At 50.1% G+C, this 16,210-nt stretch carries 12 protein-coding genes; 8 read left to right on the plus strand and 4 right to left on the minus strand.

The window, feature by feature from the left end; all coding sequences use genetic code 11:
* Positions 1-5: 5 nt before the first annotated feature.
* From HMPREF2871_RS02050 to HMPREF2871_RS02060, 3 genes are all read left to right on the plus strand, one after another.
* Complete coding sequence (locus HMPREF2871_RS02050; protein ID WP_049335391.1) at positions 6-320, plus strand: hypothetical protein; 315 nt, start codon at positions 6-8, stop codon at positions 318-320.
* Positions 317-715: an HIT family protein gene (locus HMPREF2871_RS02055; RefSeq protein WP_049335390.1), complete on the plus strand. Its 399-nt coding sequence runs from the start codon at positions 317-319 to the stop codon at positions 713-715. The genes HMPREF2871_RS02050 and HMPREF2871_RS02055 overlap by 4 nt, the downstream gene beginning before the upstream one ends.
* 73 nt (positions 716-788) lie before the next feature.
* On the plus strand, positions 789-1,982 hold the full coding sequence (locus HMPREF2871_RS02060; RefSeq protein WP_049344399.1) for an LD-carboxypeptidase: 1,194 nt from the start codon (positions 789-791) through the stop codon (positions 1,980-1,982).
* A 63-nt stretch (positions 1,983-2,045) separates the two neighbouring features.
* On the opposite strand, the gene serC is transcribed toward HMPREF2871_RS02060, so the two are convergent.
* Positions 2,046-3,152 (minus strand): phosphoserine transaminase, encoded by a 1,107-nt coding sequence (serC, locus tag HMPREF2871_RS02065; protein WP_049344401.1) that lies wholly within the window; start codon positions 3,150-3,152, stop codon positions 2,046-2,048.
* Positions 3,153-3,495: 343 nt separating this feature from the next.
* On the opposite strand from serC, the gene rimP reads away from it, so the two are divergent.
* From rimP to HMPREF2871_RS02090, 5 genes are all read left to right on the plus strand, one after another.
* Positions 3,496-3,927, plus strand: coding sequence for a ribosome maturation factor RimP (gene rimP / locus HMPREF2871_RS02070; protein WP_003685973.1), 432 nt, complete (start codon positions 3,496-3,498; stop codon positions 3,925-3,927).
* A gap of 27 nt (positions 3,928-3,954) precedes the next feature.
* The gene (gene nusA, locus HMPREF2871_RS02075) at positions 3,955-5,460 is read left to right on the plus strand and encodes a transcription termination factor NusA (protein ID WP_049335384.1); all 1,506 of its coding nucleotides are present in this window, start codon (positions 3,955-3,957) and stop codon (positions 5,458-5,460) included.
* Positions 5,461-5,471: 11 nt separating this feature from the next.
* Positions 5,472-8,366 (plus strand): translation initiation factor IF-2, encoded by a 2,895-nt coding sequence (infB, locus tag HMPREF2871_RS02080; RefSeq protein ID WP_049344403.1) that lies wholly within the window; start codon positions 5,472-5,474, stop codon positions 8,364-8,366.
* A gap of 350 nt (positions 8,367-8,716) precedes the next feature.
* Positions 8,717-11,455 (plus strand): calcium-binding protein, encoded by a 2,739-nt coding sequence (locus HMPREF2871_RS02085; protein ID WP_049344406.1) that lies wholly within the window; start codon positions 8,717-8,719, stop codon positions 11,453-11,455.
* 110 nt (positions 11,456-11,565) lie between these two features.
* Positions 11,566-12,123 (plus strand): nitroreductase family protein, encoded by a 558-nt coding sequence (locus tag HMPREF2871_RS02090; RefSeq protein WP_049330902.1) that lies wholly within the window; start codon positions 11,566-11,568, stop codon positions 12,121-12,123.
* A 79-nt stretch (positions 12,124-12,202) separates the two neighbouring features.
* Here HMPREF2871_RS02090 and HMPREF2871_RS02095 read toward each other — a convergent pair whose 3' ends face one another.
* The 3 genes from HMPREF2871_RS02095 to secD form a co-directional block, all read right to left on the minus strand.
* Positions 12,203-13,084, minus strand: coding sequence for a carbohydrate kinase family protein (locus HMPREF2871_RS02095; RefSeq protein WP_049330901.1), 882 nt, complete (start codon positions 13,082-13,084; stop codon positions 12,203-12,205).
* A gap of 323 nt (positions 13,085-13,407) precedes the next feature.
* Complete coding sequence (secF, locus tag HMPREF2871_RS02100; protein ID WP_003686183.1) at positions 13,408-14,343, minus strand: protein translocase subunit SecF; 936 nt, start codon at positions 14,341-14,343, stop codon at positions 13,408-13,410.
* A gap of 3 nt (positions 14,344-14,346) precedes the next feature.
* Entirely contained in the window at positions 14,347-16,200 is a 1,854-nt protein-coding gene (gene secD, locus HMPREF2871_RS02105) for a protein translocase subunit SecD (protein WP_004519309.1), read from the minus strand.
* Between the last annotated feature and the right edge of the window lie 10 nt (positions 16,201-16,210).

A 16,210-nucleotide genomic window follows, 5' to 3' on the forward strand; every position in this document is an offset into this window, starting at 1 on the left:
CATCCATGACTGCACTCAAACATCTCAAACCATTCTTTTGGATTGCCATCATTGCATTGATTTGTGTGACGCCCATAGCACTTATGTTCGCCTATTCGCCCTTTCATGATGTCAATGATTTTTTTCGCTTTGGCTTGTGCGATCACGTTAAGAGTGCCGAAGAATGTGCCGACTTAATCACGCCCTCCTATTTATTTTGGTGGTTTATACCTGAACCGTGGCTTTTCGCATTCATATCTCTGACTGCCATTTACCTTGTTCTAAAAATCCTGATTGAAATCATCCGATTCCTATTCAGACTGAGAAAGAAAAACCCATGACCTGCCCCATCTGCACTGCCGACAACGAAGATATTTTGCTGCAAACGCCAAACCTGCGCGTTATCGCCGTCCACAATGAAGCCGGCGCACCGGCATTCTGCCGCGTGATTTGGAATAACCATGTTTCCGAGATGACCGACCTTTCCCCTGCCGAACGCAATGAAATCATGGAAATGGTGTATCAGGTTGAAGCCGCAATGCGCCAAGTCTTCCGCCCGGCCAAAATCAATCTGGCCAGCCTCGGCAATGTTGTGCCTCACTTGCATTGGCACGTCATCGCCCGCTTTGAAAACGACGCCAACTTTCCTGCGCCGATTTGGGCCGCACCCGTACGCGAACACGGTATGACCCTGCTCGAAAATTGGCCGCAACAAATCAAAAACTTAATCGCTTAAACTTTCAGACGGCCTATAAGGGCCGACACGCCCAGTTCAGGCCGTCTGAACATATAACGAAAGGAAAACCTCAATGACTTCCACCACGCGCCGCCATTTCCTGCGTACCTGCTCTGCCGCGGCAGGCGCAGGGTTGTTGCAGGCCTGCGGCACAGGCACGACCACCACGCCGCAAACCAAAACCACTTCTACCACCGCGAAAGCCAAAACCGTGCAACCTAAGCAACCCCATCCGCCACGTTCTGGCGACAACCTCCTGCGCGTTGTTGCGCCGTCAGGCTTCGCCGAAGACCCCAACCGCGTGACCACCGGCCTGACCCGCCTCTACAACGCAGGCTTTACCGTGACCAACCAACAGGCAGGCAGCCGCCGTTATCAGCGCTTTGCCGGCAGCGACGCCCAACGCGCCGCCGACTTCCAAGACGTTGCCAGCGGTCGTGTCGAAACGCCTAAAGTCTTGATGGGCCTGCGCGGCGGTTACGGCGCGGCACGCATCCTGCCGCAAATCGACTTTGCCTCACTCGGCGCCAGAATGCGCGAACGCGGCACATTGTTCTTCGGCTTCAGCGACGTATGCGCCGTCCAACTCGCACTGTTGGCCAAAGGCAATATGATGAGCTTTGCAGGCCCGATGGTGTACAGCGAATTCGGCAAAGCAGACCCCAGTATCTTTACCATGGATTCTTTCATCCGCGGCACGACCAACAACGTCAACATCGTTGATGTTCCGACCATCCAACGCACCGATGTCAACGTCGAAGGTACATTATGGGGCGGCAACCTGAGCGTACTCGCTTCCCTCGCCGGTACGCCCTACATGCCCGATATTCAAGGCGGCATCCTCTTTATCGAAGACGTCAGCGAGCAACCCTACCGCATCGAACGCATGCTCAATACGCTTTATCTGTCAGGTGTTTTGCAAAAACAACGCGCCATCATCTTCGGCGATTTCCGCATGGGCACCATCCGTGACACGTACGATTCCAGCTACGACTTCTCCGCCGTCGTCAACCACATTTCGCGCACCGCCAAGATTCCTGTGTTGACCGGCTTCCCATTCGGCCACATCACCAACAAAACCACTTTCCCGTTGGGCGCGCATGCCAAAGTCCGCAGTACCGGCAACGGCGGTTATTCCGTAACCTTCAGCGGCTACCCGACGCTGAATCCATCCGCACTGACGCTTAACAACCTGCTGCCGCCTCCCGTGCCGACTTACGACAGCACCATCTACCGCGACAGCATTACTGAAGAAGTGACCGAATAAGGCTTGTTCAAATCAAAAGGCCGTCTGAAACCCAGTTTCAGACGGCCTTTTTATATCTTCATCTTAACCGTAACGTCGTTGGAAATCTTTCATAAATTCGGCCAACGCGTTCACACCTTCAAGCGGCATCGCATTGTAAATACTGGCGCGCATACCGCCGACGGTTTTATAACCCTTGAGCAGGCACAAGCCCTGTAACTCGGCTTCCAACACAAAGCGGCGGTCCAAGTCTTCGCTTGCGGTTTTGAAGACCACGTTCATTTTGGAACGCGCATCAGGATGAATATCGTTGATGTAAAAACCGCCGCTACCGTCTATCGCCTCATACAAGGTTTGCGCCTTCATTCGATTGACCGCTTCAATTTTTTTCACACCGCCCTGAGTTTGCAACCAGCGGAACACCAAGCCCGACATATAAATCGCATAGGTGGACGGCGTGTTGTACATACCGTCGCGGTTGATGTGCGAACGGTAGTTGAACGCATCGGGAATATCGTTCGGACAACGCTCCAGCAAATCCTCGCGGATAATGACCACGGTCGCACCGGCAGGGCCGATATTTTTTTGTGCGCCGGCATAAATTAAGCCGTAATCGGATACATTAAACTCACGCGACAAAATCTCGCTCGACATATCGCACACCAGCGGCGGCAGGCCGTCTGAAAGTTTGGGGACGTTTTGATACTGCAAGCCGTTTACGGTTTCATTAATCGCAAAATGAACAAACGCGGAATTCGGGTTGATATCCCAATCCTCAACCGCAGGCAGGTTTTTATAGGCATATTGCTCGCCGCCATGCGCGGCCAAACGGATTTCAGCATTGCTCAAACGGCTCATCTGTTCATAGGCAATACGGCTCCAGTTGCCCGTTACCACCGCGTCGGCAGTCGCAAAACCGTGCGCTAAATTCATGGCCGCCATATTGAATTGCGTGGTCGCGCCGCCCTGTAAAAACAGGATTTTATAGTTGGATGGAATATTCAAAAGCTGGCGCAAGTCTTGTTCGGCATGATGCAGAATACTCAAAAACATATCCGAACGGTGGCTCATCGCCATCACGGGGAAACCCGTACCGTTGTAGTCGAGCATTTCCTGTTGTGCAGTACGCAATACCGCTTCCGGCAATACGGCAGGACCTGCGGAAAAATTGTAAATCGGGTGTGCGGACATGGCGGCCTTCTTTCTTATTCGGTGGGTATGAAGAAATTGTAGAACCGCCTTGCACATTGTGCAAGCACGAAAAATCAGGAAATACAAGGCCGCCTGAAAACAAAGCAATACCAATTCTTTGTTTTCAAAAATAATTTTATAAGTACTATATCAAAACTTGTCAACAATTTCCTTTTCAGACGGCCTCACCCCTCCCCTTTACATTTAAGCAATCACTTCAAAAAATCCACGCCAAATCAACACTTTTCTTTTATCTTGAAAACAGTTATAATAGGCCAATTTTTCAAATCACACGAAAAATGGCCGCGCGGCCATTTTTTTGTTTATATACTTCTGGAGAAGCATGGATATTCAAAGCATTCTTGATAAAACCCTGCCCGGCTTGGGCTACGAACTGGTCGATTTCGAACTGACCGCACAAGGCGATTTGCGCGTTTTCATCGATAAAGAAGGCGGCATCACCGTCGAAGACTGCGCCACTGTCAGCAACCATCTGAGCCGCGTGTTTATGGTTGAAGACATCGACTACAAACGTTTGGAAATCTCCAGCCCTGGCCTTGACCGTCCGCTGAAAAAAGCCGCCGACTTCGTGCGCTTTGCCGGCCAGAACGCCAAAATCAAAACACGCCTGCCGATTGATGGTCAGAAAAACTTCATCGGCCGCATCGAATCTTGCGAAAACGACATTGTTACCGTCTCTTTCGACGGCAAAACCGCCCAAATCGAATTGAGCAACATCGACAAAGCCCGTTTGCGCCCCGAATTTAAATTTTAAAAACCGATTACTTGGAGATTCTAGAAAATGAGTCGCGAAATGTTACAGCTAGCCGAAGCGCTGGCAAGTGAAAAAAACGTTGAAACGGAAGTCGTATTCAAAGCCCTTGAATTCGCCCTCTCTACTGCCGCCAAGAAAAAAGCCGACCGCGAGCACATGGACGTGCGCGTCGAAATCGACCGCGATACCGGTGAATACCAAACCTTCCGCCGCTGGCTGATTGTTGCCGATGAAGACTATACCTACCCCGACGTAGAAAAAACCATCGAGGAAATCCAAGAAGAAATTCCCGGCACAACCATCCAAATCGGCGAATACTACGAAGAGCAGCTGCCAAACGAAGGCTTCGGCCGCCAAGCAGCTCAAACTGCCAAACAAATCATTCTGCAACGCATCCGCGATGCAGAGCGCGAGCAAAACCTGAACGAGTTCCTCGCTTCTAAAGAAGACATCGTTTCCGGTACGGTAAAACGCGTCGAGCGCCACGGCATCATCGTTGAAGTCGTAGCAGGCAAACTTGACGCACTGATTCCGCGCGAAGAAATGATTCCGCGCGAAAACTTCCGCAGCGGCGACCGCATCCGCGCCCTCTTCCTGCGTGTGGACGAAATCGGCAATACCGGCCGCAAACAAGTCATTTTGAGCCGTACCAGCGGCGACTTCTTGGCCAAACTCTACGCCAACGAAGTGCCTGAAATTGCAGACGGCCTGTTGGAAATCCGCGAAGTAGCACGCGATCCCGGCCAACGCGCCAAAGTTGCCGTTAAAGCCAACGACCAACGCATCGACCCGCAAGGTACTTGTATCGGCGTGCGCGGTTCCCGTGTTAACGCCGTGAGCAACGAATTGTCCGGCGAACGCATTGACATCGTATTGTGGTCTCCAGAGCCTGCCCAATTCGTAATGAATGCGCTGTCTCCTGCCGAAGTGAGCCGCATCGTGATTGATGAAGACAAACACGCTGTTGACGTGATTGTTGATGAAAACCAACTGGCGCTGGCCATCGGCCGCGGCGGTCAAAACGTCCGTCTGGCTTCCATCCTGACCGGCTGGCAGCTGAACATCATGACCGTTGAAGAAGCCGACGAGCGCAATGCCGCCGAAGACGCGGTTATCCGCAACCTCTTCACCACCCACTTGAACATCGACGACGAAACCGCCGATATCTTGGTGGAAGAAGGCTTTGCCACTTTGGAAGAAGTTGCTTACGTTCCAGCGGCAGAATTACTCGCCATTGACGGCTTTGACGAAGAAATTGTTGAAACCCTGCGCAACCGCGCACGCGACGCTATCCTGACCATTACCATCGCCGCAGAAGAAAAACTGGGTGAAGTGTCTGAAGACATGCGCAATTTAGACGGCGTAAATTCCGATATGTTGCGCAAACTGGCCGAAGCCGGCGTTACCCAACGCGATGATCTGGCCGAATTGTCTGTTGACGAATTGGTCGAAATTACCGGTGTTGACGAAGAAGAAGCCAAAAAAGTGATTTTGGCTGCACGCGAACACTGGTTTACTGAAGAAAATAACTAAGGGGGTACTGAATGAGTAATACAACCGTAGCGCAATTTGCCGCCGAACTAAACCGCCCCGTCGATGATTTGCTTAAACAATTGAAAGAAGCCGGGGTCAACAAAAACAGTGGTAATGACAGCATAACCACTGACGACAAACAACTGTTGACTGCTTACCTGCAAAAGAAAAACGGCAGCAATAGCGGCACCATCAGCATCCGCCGCAAAAAAACCGAAGTCAGCACCGTTGATGGCGTAAAAGTGGAAACACGCCGCCGCAGCCGTGCCGTTACCATTCCTTCTTCCGAAGAATTGGCAGCGGAAGCCAAAGCCAAAGTAGCAGCGGAAAACCAAAAAGCCGAAGCAGAAAAAGCAGCCGCCCAAGCTGCCGAAGAAAAAGCCAAAGCTGAAGCAGAAGCTGCCGCCAAAGCCGAAGCCCGTGCCAAAGCAGAGGCTGAAGCAGCCAGACTGAAAGCAGCCAAAGCCGCACCAAAAGCGGAAGGCAAACCTGCCGAAGCCCAAAAAGAAGAAGCCAAACCGGTTGAAGCCGTAGAAGCCAAGGCCGAAGCAAAAGTTGAAGCTAAAGCAGACAACAAGCCGTCTGAAAAATCCGTTGAAGCTGAAAAACCAGCCGAAGCCAAGAAACCTGCCAAAGCCAAACAAGACAAAGGCGGCAAAGGCAAAGAAGCGAAAAAGGCAGCCAAACCTGCCGCTCCTGCCGTACCGCAACCTGTCGTCAGCGTGGAAGAACAGGCTCAACGCGATGAAGAAGCCCGTCGTGCCGCCGCCCTGCGTGCGCATCAAGAAGCCTTGTTGAAAGAAAAACAAGAGCGTCAAGCACGCCGTGAAGCCATGAAACAACAGGCCGATCAAGACTCAAAACCTACTAAAGAAGCCAAATCAGGCGAACGCAATAAACCTGCCGAGAAAGCAAAAGCGGCATCCGGCGAAGGCAAATCCGAACACAACGCGCGCGGTAAAAAAGAAGACCGTCGTGACCGTGACGAAGAAAACCAAGGCCGTAACGCCAAAGGCAAAGGCGGCAAAGGTGGTCGCGACCGCAACAATGCACGCAATGGCGACGACGATCGCGTACGCGGCGGTAAAAAAGGCAAAAAACTCAAACTTGAGCCAAACCAACACGCCTTCCAAGCGCCGACCGAACCTGTCGTACACGAAGTTTTGGTACCTGAAACCATTACCGTTGCCGACTTGGCACACAAAATGGCCGTTAAAGGCGTCGAAGTGGTTAAAGCCCTGATGAAAATGGGCATGATGGTAACCATTAACCAATCTATCGACCAAGACACTGCCCTGATTGTAGTGGAAGAACTCGGCCACATCGGCAAACCTGCTGCAGCCGACGACCCTGAAGCATTCCTGGATGAAGGCGTTGAAGCAGTTGAAGCCGAAGCATTGCCGCGTCCACCGGTTGTTACCGTGATGGGTCACGTTGACCACGGTAAAACTTCCCTGCTGGACTACATCCGCCGCGCCAAAGTGGTACAAGGCGAAGCGGGTGGCATTACCCAACACATCGGTGCATACCACGTTGAAACCCCTCGCGGCGTGATTACTTTCTTGGATACTCCGGGTCACGAAGCGTTTACCGCAATGCGTGCGCGCGGTGCGAAAGCAACCGATATCGTGATCCTCGTGGTTGCCGCCGACGACGGCGTGATGCCGCAAACCATCGAAGCCATTGCCCACGCTAAAGCTGCGGGCGTACCGATGGTGGTTGCCGTCAACAAAATCGATAAAGAAGCCGCCAACCCAGAGCGTATCCGCCAAGAGCTGACTGCGCACGAAGTCGTGCCTGACGAATGGGGCGGCGATGTACAGTTTATCGACGTTTCCGCTAAAAAAGGCCTGAACATCGATGCATTGCTCGAAGCCGTCTTGCTCGAAGCTGAAGTTTTGGAACTGACTGCCCCAGTCGATGCACCTGCCAAAGGTATCATTGTTGAGGCACGTTTGGACAAAGGCCGCGGCGCGGTTGCCACATTGCTGGTTCAAAGCGGTACGCTGAAAAAAGGCGATATGCTGCTGGCCGGTACTGCATTCGGTAAAATCCGTGCAATGGTTGACGAAAACGGCAAAGCCATCAATGAAGCCGGCCCTTCTATCCCTGTCGAAATCCTCGGCTTGTCCGACGTACCGAACGCAGGCGAAGATGCAATGGTGTTGGCCGACGAGAAAAAAGCGCGCGAAATCGCCCTCTTCCGTCAAGGCAAATACCGCGACGTGCGCTTGGCCAAACAACAGGCTGCGAAACTGGAAAACATGTTCAACAACATGGGCGAAAACCAAGCCCAATCCTTGTCTGTCATCATTAAGGCAGACGTACAAGGTTCTTACGAAGCTTTGGCGGGCAGCCTGAAAAAACTGTCCACCGACGAAGTGAAAGTGAACGTGTTGCACAGCGGCGTGGGCGGCATTACCGAATCTGATGTCAACTTGGCCATTGCTTCCGGCGCATTCATCATCGGCTTTAACGTCCGTGCAGATGCTTCCGCACGCAAACTAGCTGAGAATGAAAACGTGGAAATCCGTTACTACAACATCATTTATGATGCCATTGACGACGTGAAAGCCGCCATGAGTGGTATGCTCTCTCCGGAAGAGAAAGAGCAAGTAACCGGCACGGTCGAAATCCGTCAGGTTATCAGCGTATCCAAAGTCGGCAATATTGCAGGCTGTATGGTTACCGACGGCGTGGTCAAACGCGATTCCCATGTCCGCCTCATCCGCAACAACGTGGTTATCCATACCGGCGAACTGTCTTCTTTGAAACGCTACAAAGACGACGTCAAAGAAGTCCGCATGGGCTTCGAGTGTGGTCTGATGCTCAAAGGCTACAACGAGATTATGGAAGGCGACCAACTCGAATGTTTCGACATCGTCGAAGTTGCCCGTACTCTGTAATCAGACAGGCCGTCTGAAAAATCAGAAGCAGGTTTTGCAATGCGAAACCTGCTTCTTTTTTTCAGACGGCCTTTTTACAACCATTCATAGTTTGAAACTATGGAAATTGATGTGTGGTATATAAGAAACAAAACAGCCGCACAAGGCAAAGCCATTTGGCAAAAGAATAGACGGCAAACTAAGCCTGATAAGGCTCTCTATATATTGTCATATCTTAACGTTTCAGTTGTTTTTCTCAAATTTCGGCACTAGTATATACAGCCTAAACACAATACAAATTAAGCAATACCGGCCATATGCCGGATACGTTTACTTCCTTGTTACTCTCATCAATATCTAAAGAAAATATCATGACAATCGAAAAAGCAATGCGCATTCGCAATGCGCAATTTGAATTACGACATTTAGAGCAATTACAACCTTCCGCCCTTGCACAAGCAACAACAGGTACTTCGAGAGATGACGTTTATTATGTAACCCGCAGCGACGATAAAATCATTGAAAACCCAAATGGAGGCGATGATACGGTTTACAGCAACGTCAGCTATACCCTTCCAAACCACGTTGAAAACCTTGTTTTGACCGGTACAGCCAACATCTTCGGCGCAGGCAACAACAGTAACAACATCCTCATCGGCAATGAAGGCCGCAACCGCCTCAACAGCGGTCGCGGTGACGACATCGTTTACGGCGGCGGCGGCAACGATTTCATCAACGGCGGCGAAGGCAACGACTGTCTTTTCGGCGAAACAGGCAATGACACCCTAAATGGCGAAGCAGGCAACGATGTGCTTGAAGGTGGCGAAGGTGACGACACCTACCTTTTCTCTGCCAAAAGCGAGCAAGACACCATCATCGACAATCAAGGCCACAACAGCATCCGCTTTCATACCGACCTAAGCCTTAACGATTTAACCGTTGAAGCCCGAAACAACGAAACCGGCGGTCAAGACTGGCTGATTGCCGTGAAAAACAGCAACGCCGTTTTAACCATCAAAAACCAATACACTCAAAACGGTACAACACCGGCAGTCTCCCAATTCATCATCGGCACACAAAAACTGGATGTAAACAGCTTTGCCAAATATTTCGATATTTCCCTGACTGAATATACCGAAAGCGGTAAGACCATCGATGGTAGCGACGGCAATGACCACCTGATTGGCACATCCGGCGATGATATTATCGACGGCAAGGCCGGTGCCGACATTATGGAAGGCAGGGACGGCAATGACACTTACTATGTTGATAACACAAAAGACGTGGTTATCGAACAGGCTGGCGGCGGCGAAGACACCGTATTCAGCAGCATTTCCCATACTGCCGCCACCCACGTCGAAAATGTTACCTTGACCGGCTCGGCCAATATTTTTGCCGCCGGCAACAACAGCAATAACATCCTGACCGGTAACGAAGGCCGCAACCGCCTCAACAGCGGACGCGGTGATGATACCGTTTACGGCATGGGCGGCAACGACAACCTCAACGGCGGCGACGGCAACGATTATCTGGATGGCGGCGACGGTAACGATCTCATCAACGGTGATGCTGGCAACGATATTTTGATGGGCGGCAACGGCAAAGACATTCTGAAAGGCGGCGCCGGAAACGATACCTATATCTACGGCGACAACGATACCATTATCGACAACCAAGGCATTAATATCCTCAAGTTTTCAGACGGCCTGAATAATGCCAAGCTCAACCTGAAGACCATTCATAACGATGATGGCAGCCAAAGCTGGGAAATTACTTCGGAACAAGGTTCAGCCCTGATTCAAAACCAAATCGGCGCGGATGGCAGTATTTCCATCGACCGTTTCCAGCTCAACGACCAAACCTACACCGCCGCGCAGTTCCAACAAGCCTTCCAAGCGCTGAAGGCCGAAACCATTAAACTCGTCGGCACAAACGACGACGATATCTTGCATGGTAATGCAGGCAACAATGAAATCGACAGCGGCAACGACGGCCATGACACCCTTTATGGCCACGATGGCGATGACATCTTGCGCGAACACAGTGCAACCTATTACAGCACTGAGCCGGATTCCGACGATAAACTTTATGGTGGCAACGGTAACGACAAACTTTATGCCCATGTAGGTGCAGACTTACTCGACGGCGGTGCAGGCAATGATTATCTGGAAGGCAGCGAACACAATGACACCTATGTTTTCGGGAAAGGTTACGGACACGACACCATTTTCGACTACAACTTCGGTTTTGATAGCGAGGCAAGCCTACACAGACTCAACGCCAACGTCGTGAAATTTACCGGCGGCATTACCCTTGACGACCTCGAAATTACCGTTGAAAAAGGTTACGACAAAACCGAGATTGCCGACATACCCGACAGCAACCAATTTGTATCACCCCCCCTGTTGGATGGCGATACTTGGCATATCCGCATTAAAGGCACGGACGATGTTTTAACCATCAAAAACCAAAGCGGTATTTATGGTGCGATTTCCGAGTTTCAGTTTGACGGCAATACCTCATACAGCACGGGCGAGCTGATCAACCACTTCAAACTGTCTATCCCGCACATGATCGACAACAAAAACATCGTCCAATACACCGGCCAACCCGTTGAAGAACTCAACCGTGATGTGTACAACAACTTTAACCACACCATCCATGCCGATAGCGACAACAACGATTTAGATTTGTCGCGTTACACTTCTGTTGTCGAATACAGGGGCAACCGCAGCGATGAAACCATTACTTTGGGCCGAGGCATCAACATTGTTGATACGGCCGGCGGCAACGATACCATTACCGACCCGGGTGCCGACAACACCGTTATCATGTTTGGCAGAAACAGCGGCAACGACACCTTTAATCCGTATGGTGGCAGCGATACCCAAGTCCTTTTCAAAGAAGGGCTGACGCTGAAAGATTTACAGTTGAAAACCGGCGATGATTGGGTCTTAACCATCAAAGATACAGGCGACACCCTGACCATCCATGACATTGCCAACAATAATGTCGACAGCTTTGTATTCGGAAACGGTAAGAGCTACACCGCCGATGAAATCAGCAAAGCACTGATTACTGAAAATACACAAAACAACGGTATCCTGTAAAACTCAAAGGCCGTCTGAAACCTTAATTCAGACGGCCTTAGTCCTTTGCTGATTTATTTATCGTTCTGCTATATAATTATTCTCATTCGAATTCACAAGAAAGAATAAAAATGGATGCCTTAAATCTCCTCACCACTCGTCGCTCTTCCAAAAAACTGACTGCTCCTGCACCCAATGCCGAGCAACTGGAACAAATGCTGCAAGCGGCAACACAAGTACCTGATCACGGCAATATGCGCCCTTACCGCTTTACTGTAATTCAAAGCGAGGCCGGCTTACAACGTTTCCGCGAGCTTTTGGGCAAGACCGTTACCGAACTCAACTTCGGTGATGATGCCATGAAAAAGGCCGAACGCGTCGGCAACATGGCGCCTATGATTATTGGCGTTACATTTGCGCCAAACCGTGAAGTGGCGAAACCCAAACCTGAATGGGAGCAAATGCTGACTGCAGGCTGCGCCGCCTATGCTTTACAACTGGCTGCTTCTGCTCAAGGCTTCGACAATGTTTGGATTACGGGCATGTGGGTCAACAGCCCATTGTTGCGCGAAGCATTTGAGTGTGCCGACAAAGACAAAATCATCGGCCTGATGATGATTGGTTCGCCGACCGAAGAAGGAAGCGGCCCGAAAAATACCAACTTAGAATGTTTTACAACTTATTGGTAAAGCCTGAAAATACTAAGGCCGTCTGAAAAACCTGATTTAATGGTTTTCAGACGGCCTTTTTATGTCTCTTGTCAAAATATCAAGCAGGATTCATAAACGCTTCAACTTCTTCCAAAGAAATATCCGCCGTCGCGCCATGACGTGAAGCCACCAATGCACCCAGCGCACAAGCAAAAGCAATGGCTTCTTGAGGAGGCGCATTATTGAGCAGCTTGTAAGTCAAACCACCAAGAAAGCTGTCGCCGGAGCCGACAGTATCCACCACTTTGACGCGGAAACCGCAATGACGGTACAACTCGCCGTCCTTATACAAAACCGCGCCATGACTACCCAAAGTCACACACAAGATTTTGACGCCGGTCAGCTCAACGAGGTAGCCGATATTTTGTTCGATACTGTGATAAGGAGAACCGTAAGCCGCAGCCAACTCATACAGCTCATCATCATTGAGTTTGACCATATCGGACTGTTTCATGGTCTCAAGCAAGCGGTCAATATCGTAATGAGGCTTACGCAGATTAACGTCAAAAATTTTGAATTTGGCTTCTTTCAGCAAAACCGCCAAGCTTTTACGCGAAACTTCATCGCGGGTTGCCAAGCTGCCAAAAACGAAAGCATCTGATTCTGCCACACGTTTGATTGCCGCATCATCAACCGCAATCCTGTCCCACGCGCAAGGATAAACAATCTCATAAGACGCACTGCCAGACTTGTCCAAGTGTACTTTCACCAAGCTGGTCGCACATTCGTGACAAACCTGCAAATAATCAGTATTGACGTTTTTACTTTGAATTTGACGTAGCAATTCCTCGCCATCGGCATCATCGCCGCGACGACTGATGATGACAGCATCGATACCCAAAGACTGCAAACGGACAGCAACATTTAGGGGTGCACCACCCAATACCTTTCCGTTTGGAAAATCGTCCCACAGCACTTCGCCGAAACTGGTTACTTTCATTCTTGGCCTTCCTTTTTTGAGGTTGATTGGCAGGGTCTGCACACCCGACAGATTTTTGCAAATCATGTACTTGTAGTAAAACTCCAGCATCGGGGGCAAAAGTATTATGTTTTAAAATATTGGGACTGACAAGCAATTAAGGGAATATCAGACAATAAACTTGATTCATCACAAAATTATATTGTTCCTATTTTTTCTTTTTCTTTCACATTTATCCCCTCCTGTTTCATTAAAACAAAATATTCTGAAATTTAAATACAAAAGGCCGTCTGAAAACTGATTCAATCAATTTTCAGACGGCCTTTATCGCAGCATTGCAGCGATTAAACTACAACTTCTTCTTTTTTCTTCACTTCTTTGGCAATGTTCTCACGACTCAAGCCAAACATCAGCAAGAGCGGGCTGGCAACCAATACGGAAGAGTAAATACCGAACACGATACCGATAGTCAGCGCCATAGAGAAACCGTGCAAGGCTGCACCGCCAAACACCAGCATAGAAACAACCATTGCCTCGGTCGAACCGTGGGTAATGATGGTACGGCTCATGGTTGCAGTAATCGCGTTGTCGATGACTTCCGGCACAGTGTGGCCGCGCATATGCGGCTTGCGGAAGTTTTCGCGAATACGGTCAAATACCACCACAGATTCGTTTACGGAATAACCCAAAACAGCCAAGATACCTGCCAAGACAGTCAATGAGAATTCCCATTGGAAGAAGGCGAAACAGCCGAGAATAATCACGATATCGTGCATATTCGCAATAATCGCGGATACTGCAAAACGCCACTCAAAACGCATGGACAAGTAAATAATAATACCTGCCACCACGAAGCCCAATGCCATCAAACCATTGGTAACCAATTCTTCACCAACCTGAGGGCCGATGAATTCGACTTGGCGCAAGGTAACGTCAGGGTTGTCTTTTTTCAGCAAATCCATCACTTGGTTGGACAGCTGTGCAGACGTTACGCCTTCTTTGTTCGGCAGGCGAATCATAATGTGTTTATTCGTACCCAAGGCCTGAACCTGTACATCACCCATTTTCAGCGTATCGAGGCGTTCGCGCGTTTTATTCACATCCACGCCCTGCTGATATTGGACTTCCATCACCGTACCGCCTGTAAATTCGACGGAGAAATTCAGGCCTTTGGTTACCAAAAAGAACACGGCGGCGATAAACGTAACCAACGAAATAAAAGTCGTCAGTTTGCCGTAGCTCATAAACGGAATATCACGTTTGATTTTAAATAATTCCATGTTTTACTCCTTGCCTTCTGCCATTTCAGCTTTCGGCTTCCATACCGAACCGATGGAAATATTTTGCAATTTGCGGCGACGGCCGTACCACAGGTTGACCAAAGCACGGAACACGACCACGGATGAATACATCGAAGTCAGAATACCGATACAGTGTACAACCGCAAAACCGCGTACCGGGCCGGAACCGAATACCAACAAAGCGATACCGGCAATCAGGGAGGTCAAGTTGGAATCGACAATGGTTGCCCAAGCGTGTTGGAAACCGAGGTTGATGGCCTGCTGTGGTACGACACCGGCACGCAGTTCCTCACGGATACGTTCATTAATCAACACGTTGGAGTCAATCGCCATACCCAAGGTCAAAGCCAAGGCGGCAATACCCGGCAAGGTCAGCGTTGCCTGCATGGCAGACAAAATACCCACCAAAAACAAGATATTGGTACTCAAGGCAATGGTAGAGAAGAAACCCATCAAGCGATAGTAAATCACCATGAATGCAGCAACAGCGGCAAAGCCCCACAAGGTAGAGTGGAAACCTTTTTCAATGTTTTCTTTACCCAAAGACGGGCCGATGGTACGTTCTTCGACAATCTGCATCGGCGCGGCCAGCGAACCGGCGCGCAGCAACAATGAAGTATCGTTGGCTTCGGCTGTCGTCATGCTGCCGGAAATCTCCACGCGGCCACCGGTAATGGCGGCTCGGATGACAGGCGCGGTCACGACTTCGGATTTACCTTGGTCGATCAACACCATAGCCATACGTTTACCCACATTGGCCGAAGTCAATTCGCCAAAAATGCTGCCGCCCGCACTATCCAGGCTCAGGCTCACGGCAGGCGCGCCCATTTGGTCAAAGCTAGGTTGCGCATCGTTGATGTTGTCGCCGGTTAGTTCAACTTGTTTGTTGACCAAGATAGTTTCCGGATGATCGCCACCGCTTGACAGCAATTCGTAACCGGTCGGCACATTGCCGTTCAAAGCTTCTTGCAGTTTGATCGGATCGTCTTCCACCATACGCACTTCCAAAGTCGCAGTACGACCGATAATATCTTTTGCTTTGGCAGTATCTTGCACGCCCGGCAGCTGTACGACAATGCGGTCAAGGCCGGATTGTTGGATAACCGGTTCGGCTACGCCCAATTCGTTCACACGGTTGTGCAACGTATTGATATTTTGTTTAACTGCATCAGAACGTACTTTATTGATTGCCTCTTCAGACAAAGTCAGCACGATATTGTTACCGTCCGGCAGCAGCGTGGCTTCAGGGAACAATTTTTGCAACTGAGGCAAGGCTTTTTGTACATCGGCAGCATCTTGCAAAGGCACGGTCAGACCGTTTTCAGTCTGATGCACCGTGCCGGTACGGATTTTTTCGCGGCGCAATTCGCGGCGGATATCGCCGGAATAACGTTCAAACGTTTTCTGCATCGCGGCTTTCATGTCCACCTGCATGGTGAAATGCACGCCGCCGCGCAAGTCCAGACCCAGGAACATCGGATTGGCTTTGATTTTCGCCATCCACTCAGGGCTGTCTGCCAACAGGTTGAGCGCGGTAATATAGCCCTCGCCCAAAGTATTTTCGATGACGTCGCGCGCTTTCAGTTGCGTTTCGGTATCTTTGAAACGCACTTTCAGCGAGTTGTCGACGATGAACATACCATCAGTCTGAATACCTGCCTGTTTCAGCGCGGCATCCACTTTAGACTGGGTTTGCTCATTGATAACGATGGCTTGTCGGTTGGTCGATACCTGTACGGCAGGCGTTTCACCGAAAAGGTTGGGCAGCGAGTAAACAGCCGCAACCACAATCGTGAACGCAATCAGCAGGTATTTCCATAAAGGATAACGGTTCATGGTAAACCTT

The sequence above is a fragment of the Neisseria sp. HMSC067G12 genome (genome assembly GCF_001812725.1).
Taxonomy (GTDB): Bacteria; Pseudomonadota; Gammaproteobacteria; order Burkholderiales; family Neisseriaceae; genus Neisseria; species Neisseria perflava.

Bases quoted from the DNA above. Each gene is read 5' to 3' on its own strand.
- HMPREF2871_RS02050 (WP_049335391.1), top strand. From the start codon at position 6: ATGACTGCACTCAAACATCTCAAACCATTCTTTTGGATTGCCATCATT.
- HMPREF2871_RS02055 (WP_049335390.1), top strand. From the start codon at position 317: ATGACCTGCCCCATCTGCACTGCCGACAACGAAGATATTTTGCTGCAA.
- HMPREF2871_RS02060 (WP_049344399.1), top strand. From the start codon at position 789: ATGACTTCCACCACGCGCCGCCATTTCCTGCGTACCTGCTCTGCCGCG.
- serC (WP_049344401.1), bottom strand. From the start codon at position 3,152: ATGTCCGCACACCCGATTTACAATTTTTCCGCAGGTCCTGCCGTATTG.
- rimP (WP_003685973.1), top strand. From the start codon at position 3,496: ATGGATATTCAAAGCATTCTTGATAAAACCCTGCCCGGCTTGGGCTAC.
- nusA (WP_049335384.1), top strand. From the start codon at position 3,955: ATGAGTCGCGAAATGTTACAGCTAGCCGAAGCGCTGGCAAGTGAAAAA.
- infB (WP_049344403.1), top strand. From the start codon at position 5,472: ATGAGTAATACAACCGTAGCGCAATTTGCCGCCGAACTAAACCGCCCC.
- HMPREF2871_RS02085 (WP_049344406.1), top strand. From the start codon at position 8,717: ATGACAATCGAAAAAGCAATGCGCATTCGCAATGCGCAATTTGAATTA.
- HMPREF2871_RS02090 (WP_049330902.1), top strand. From the start codon at position 11,566: ATGGATGCCTTAAATCTCCTCACCACTCGTCGCTCTTCCAAAAAACTG.
- HMPREF2871_RS02095 (WP_049330901.1), bottom strand. From the start codon at position 13,084: ATGAAAGTAACCAGTTTCGGCGAAGTGCTGTGGGACGATTTTCCAAAC.
- secF (WP_003686183.1), bottom strand. From the start codon at position 14,343: ATGGAATTATTTAAAATCAAACGTGATATTCCGTTTATGAGCTACGGC.
- secD (WP_004519309.1), bottom strand. From the start codon at position 16,200: ATGAACCGTTATCCTTTATGGAAATACCTGCTGATTGCGTTCACGATT.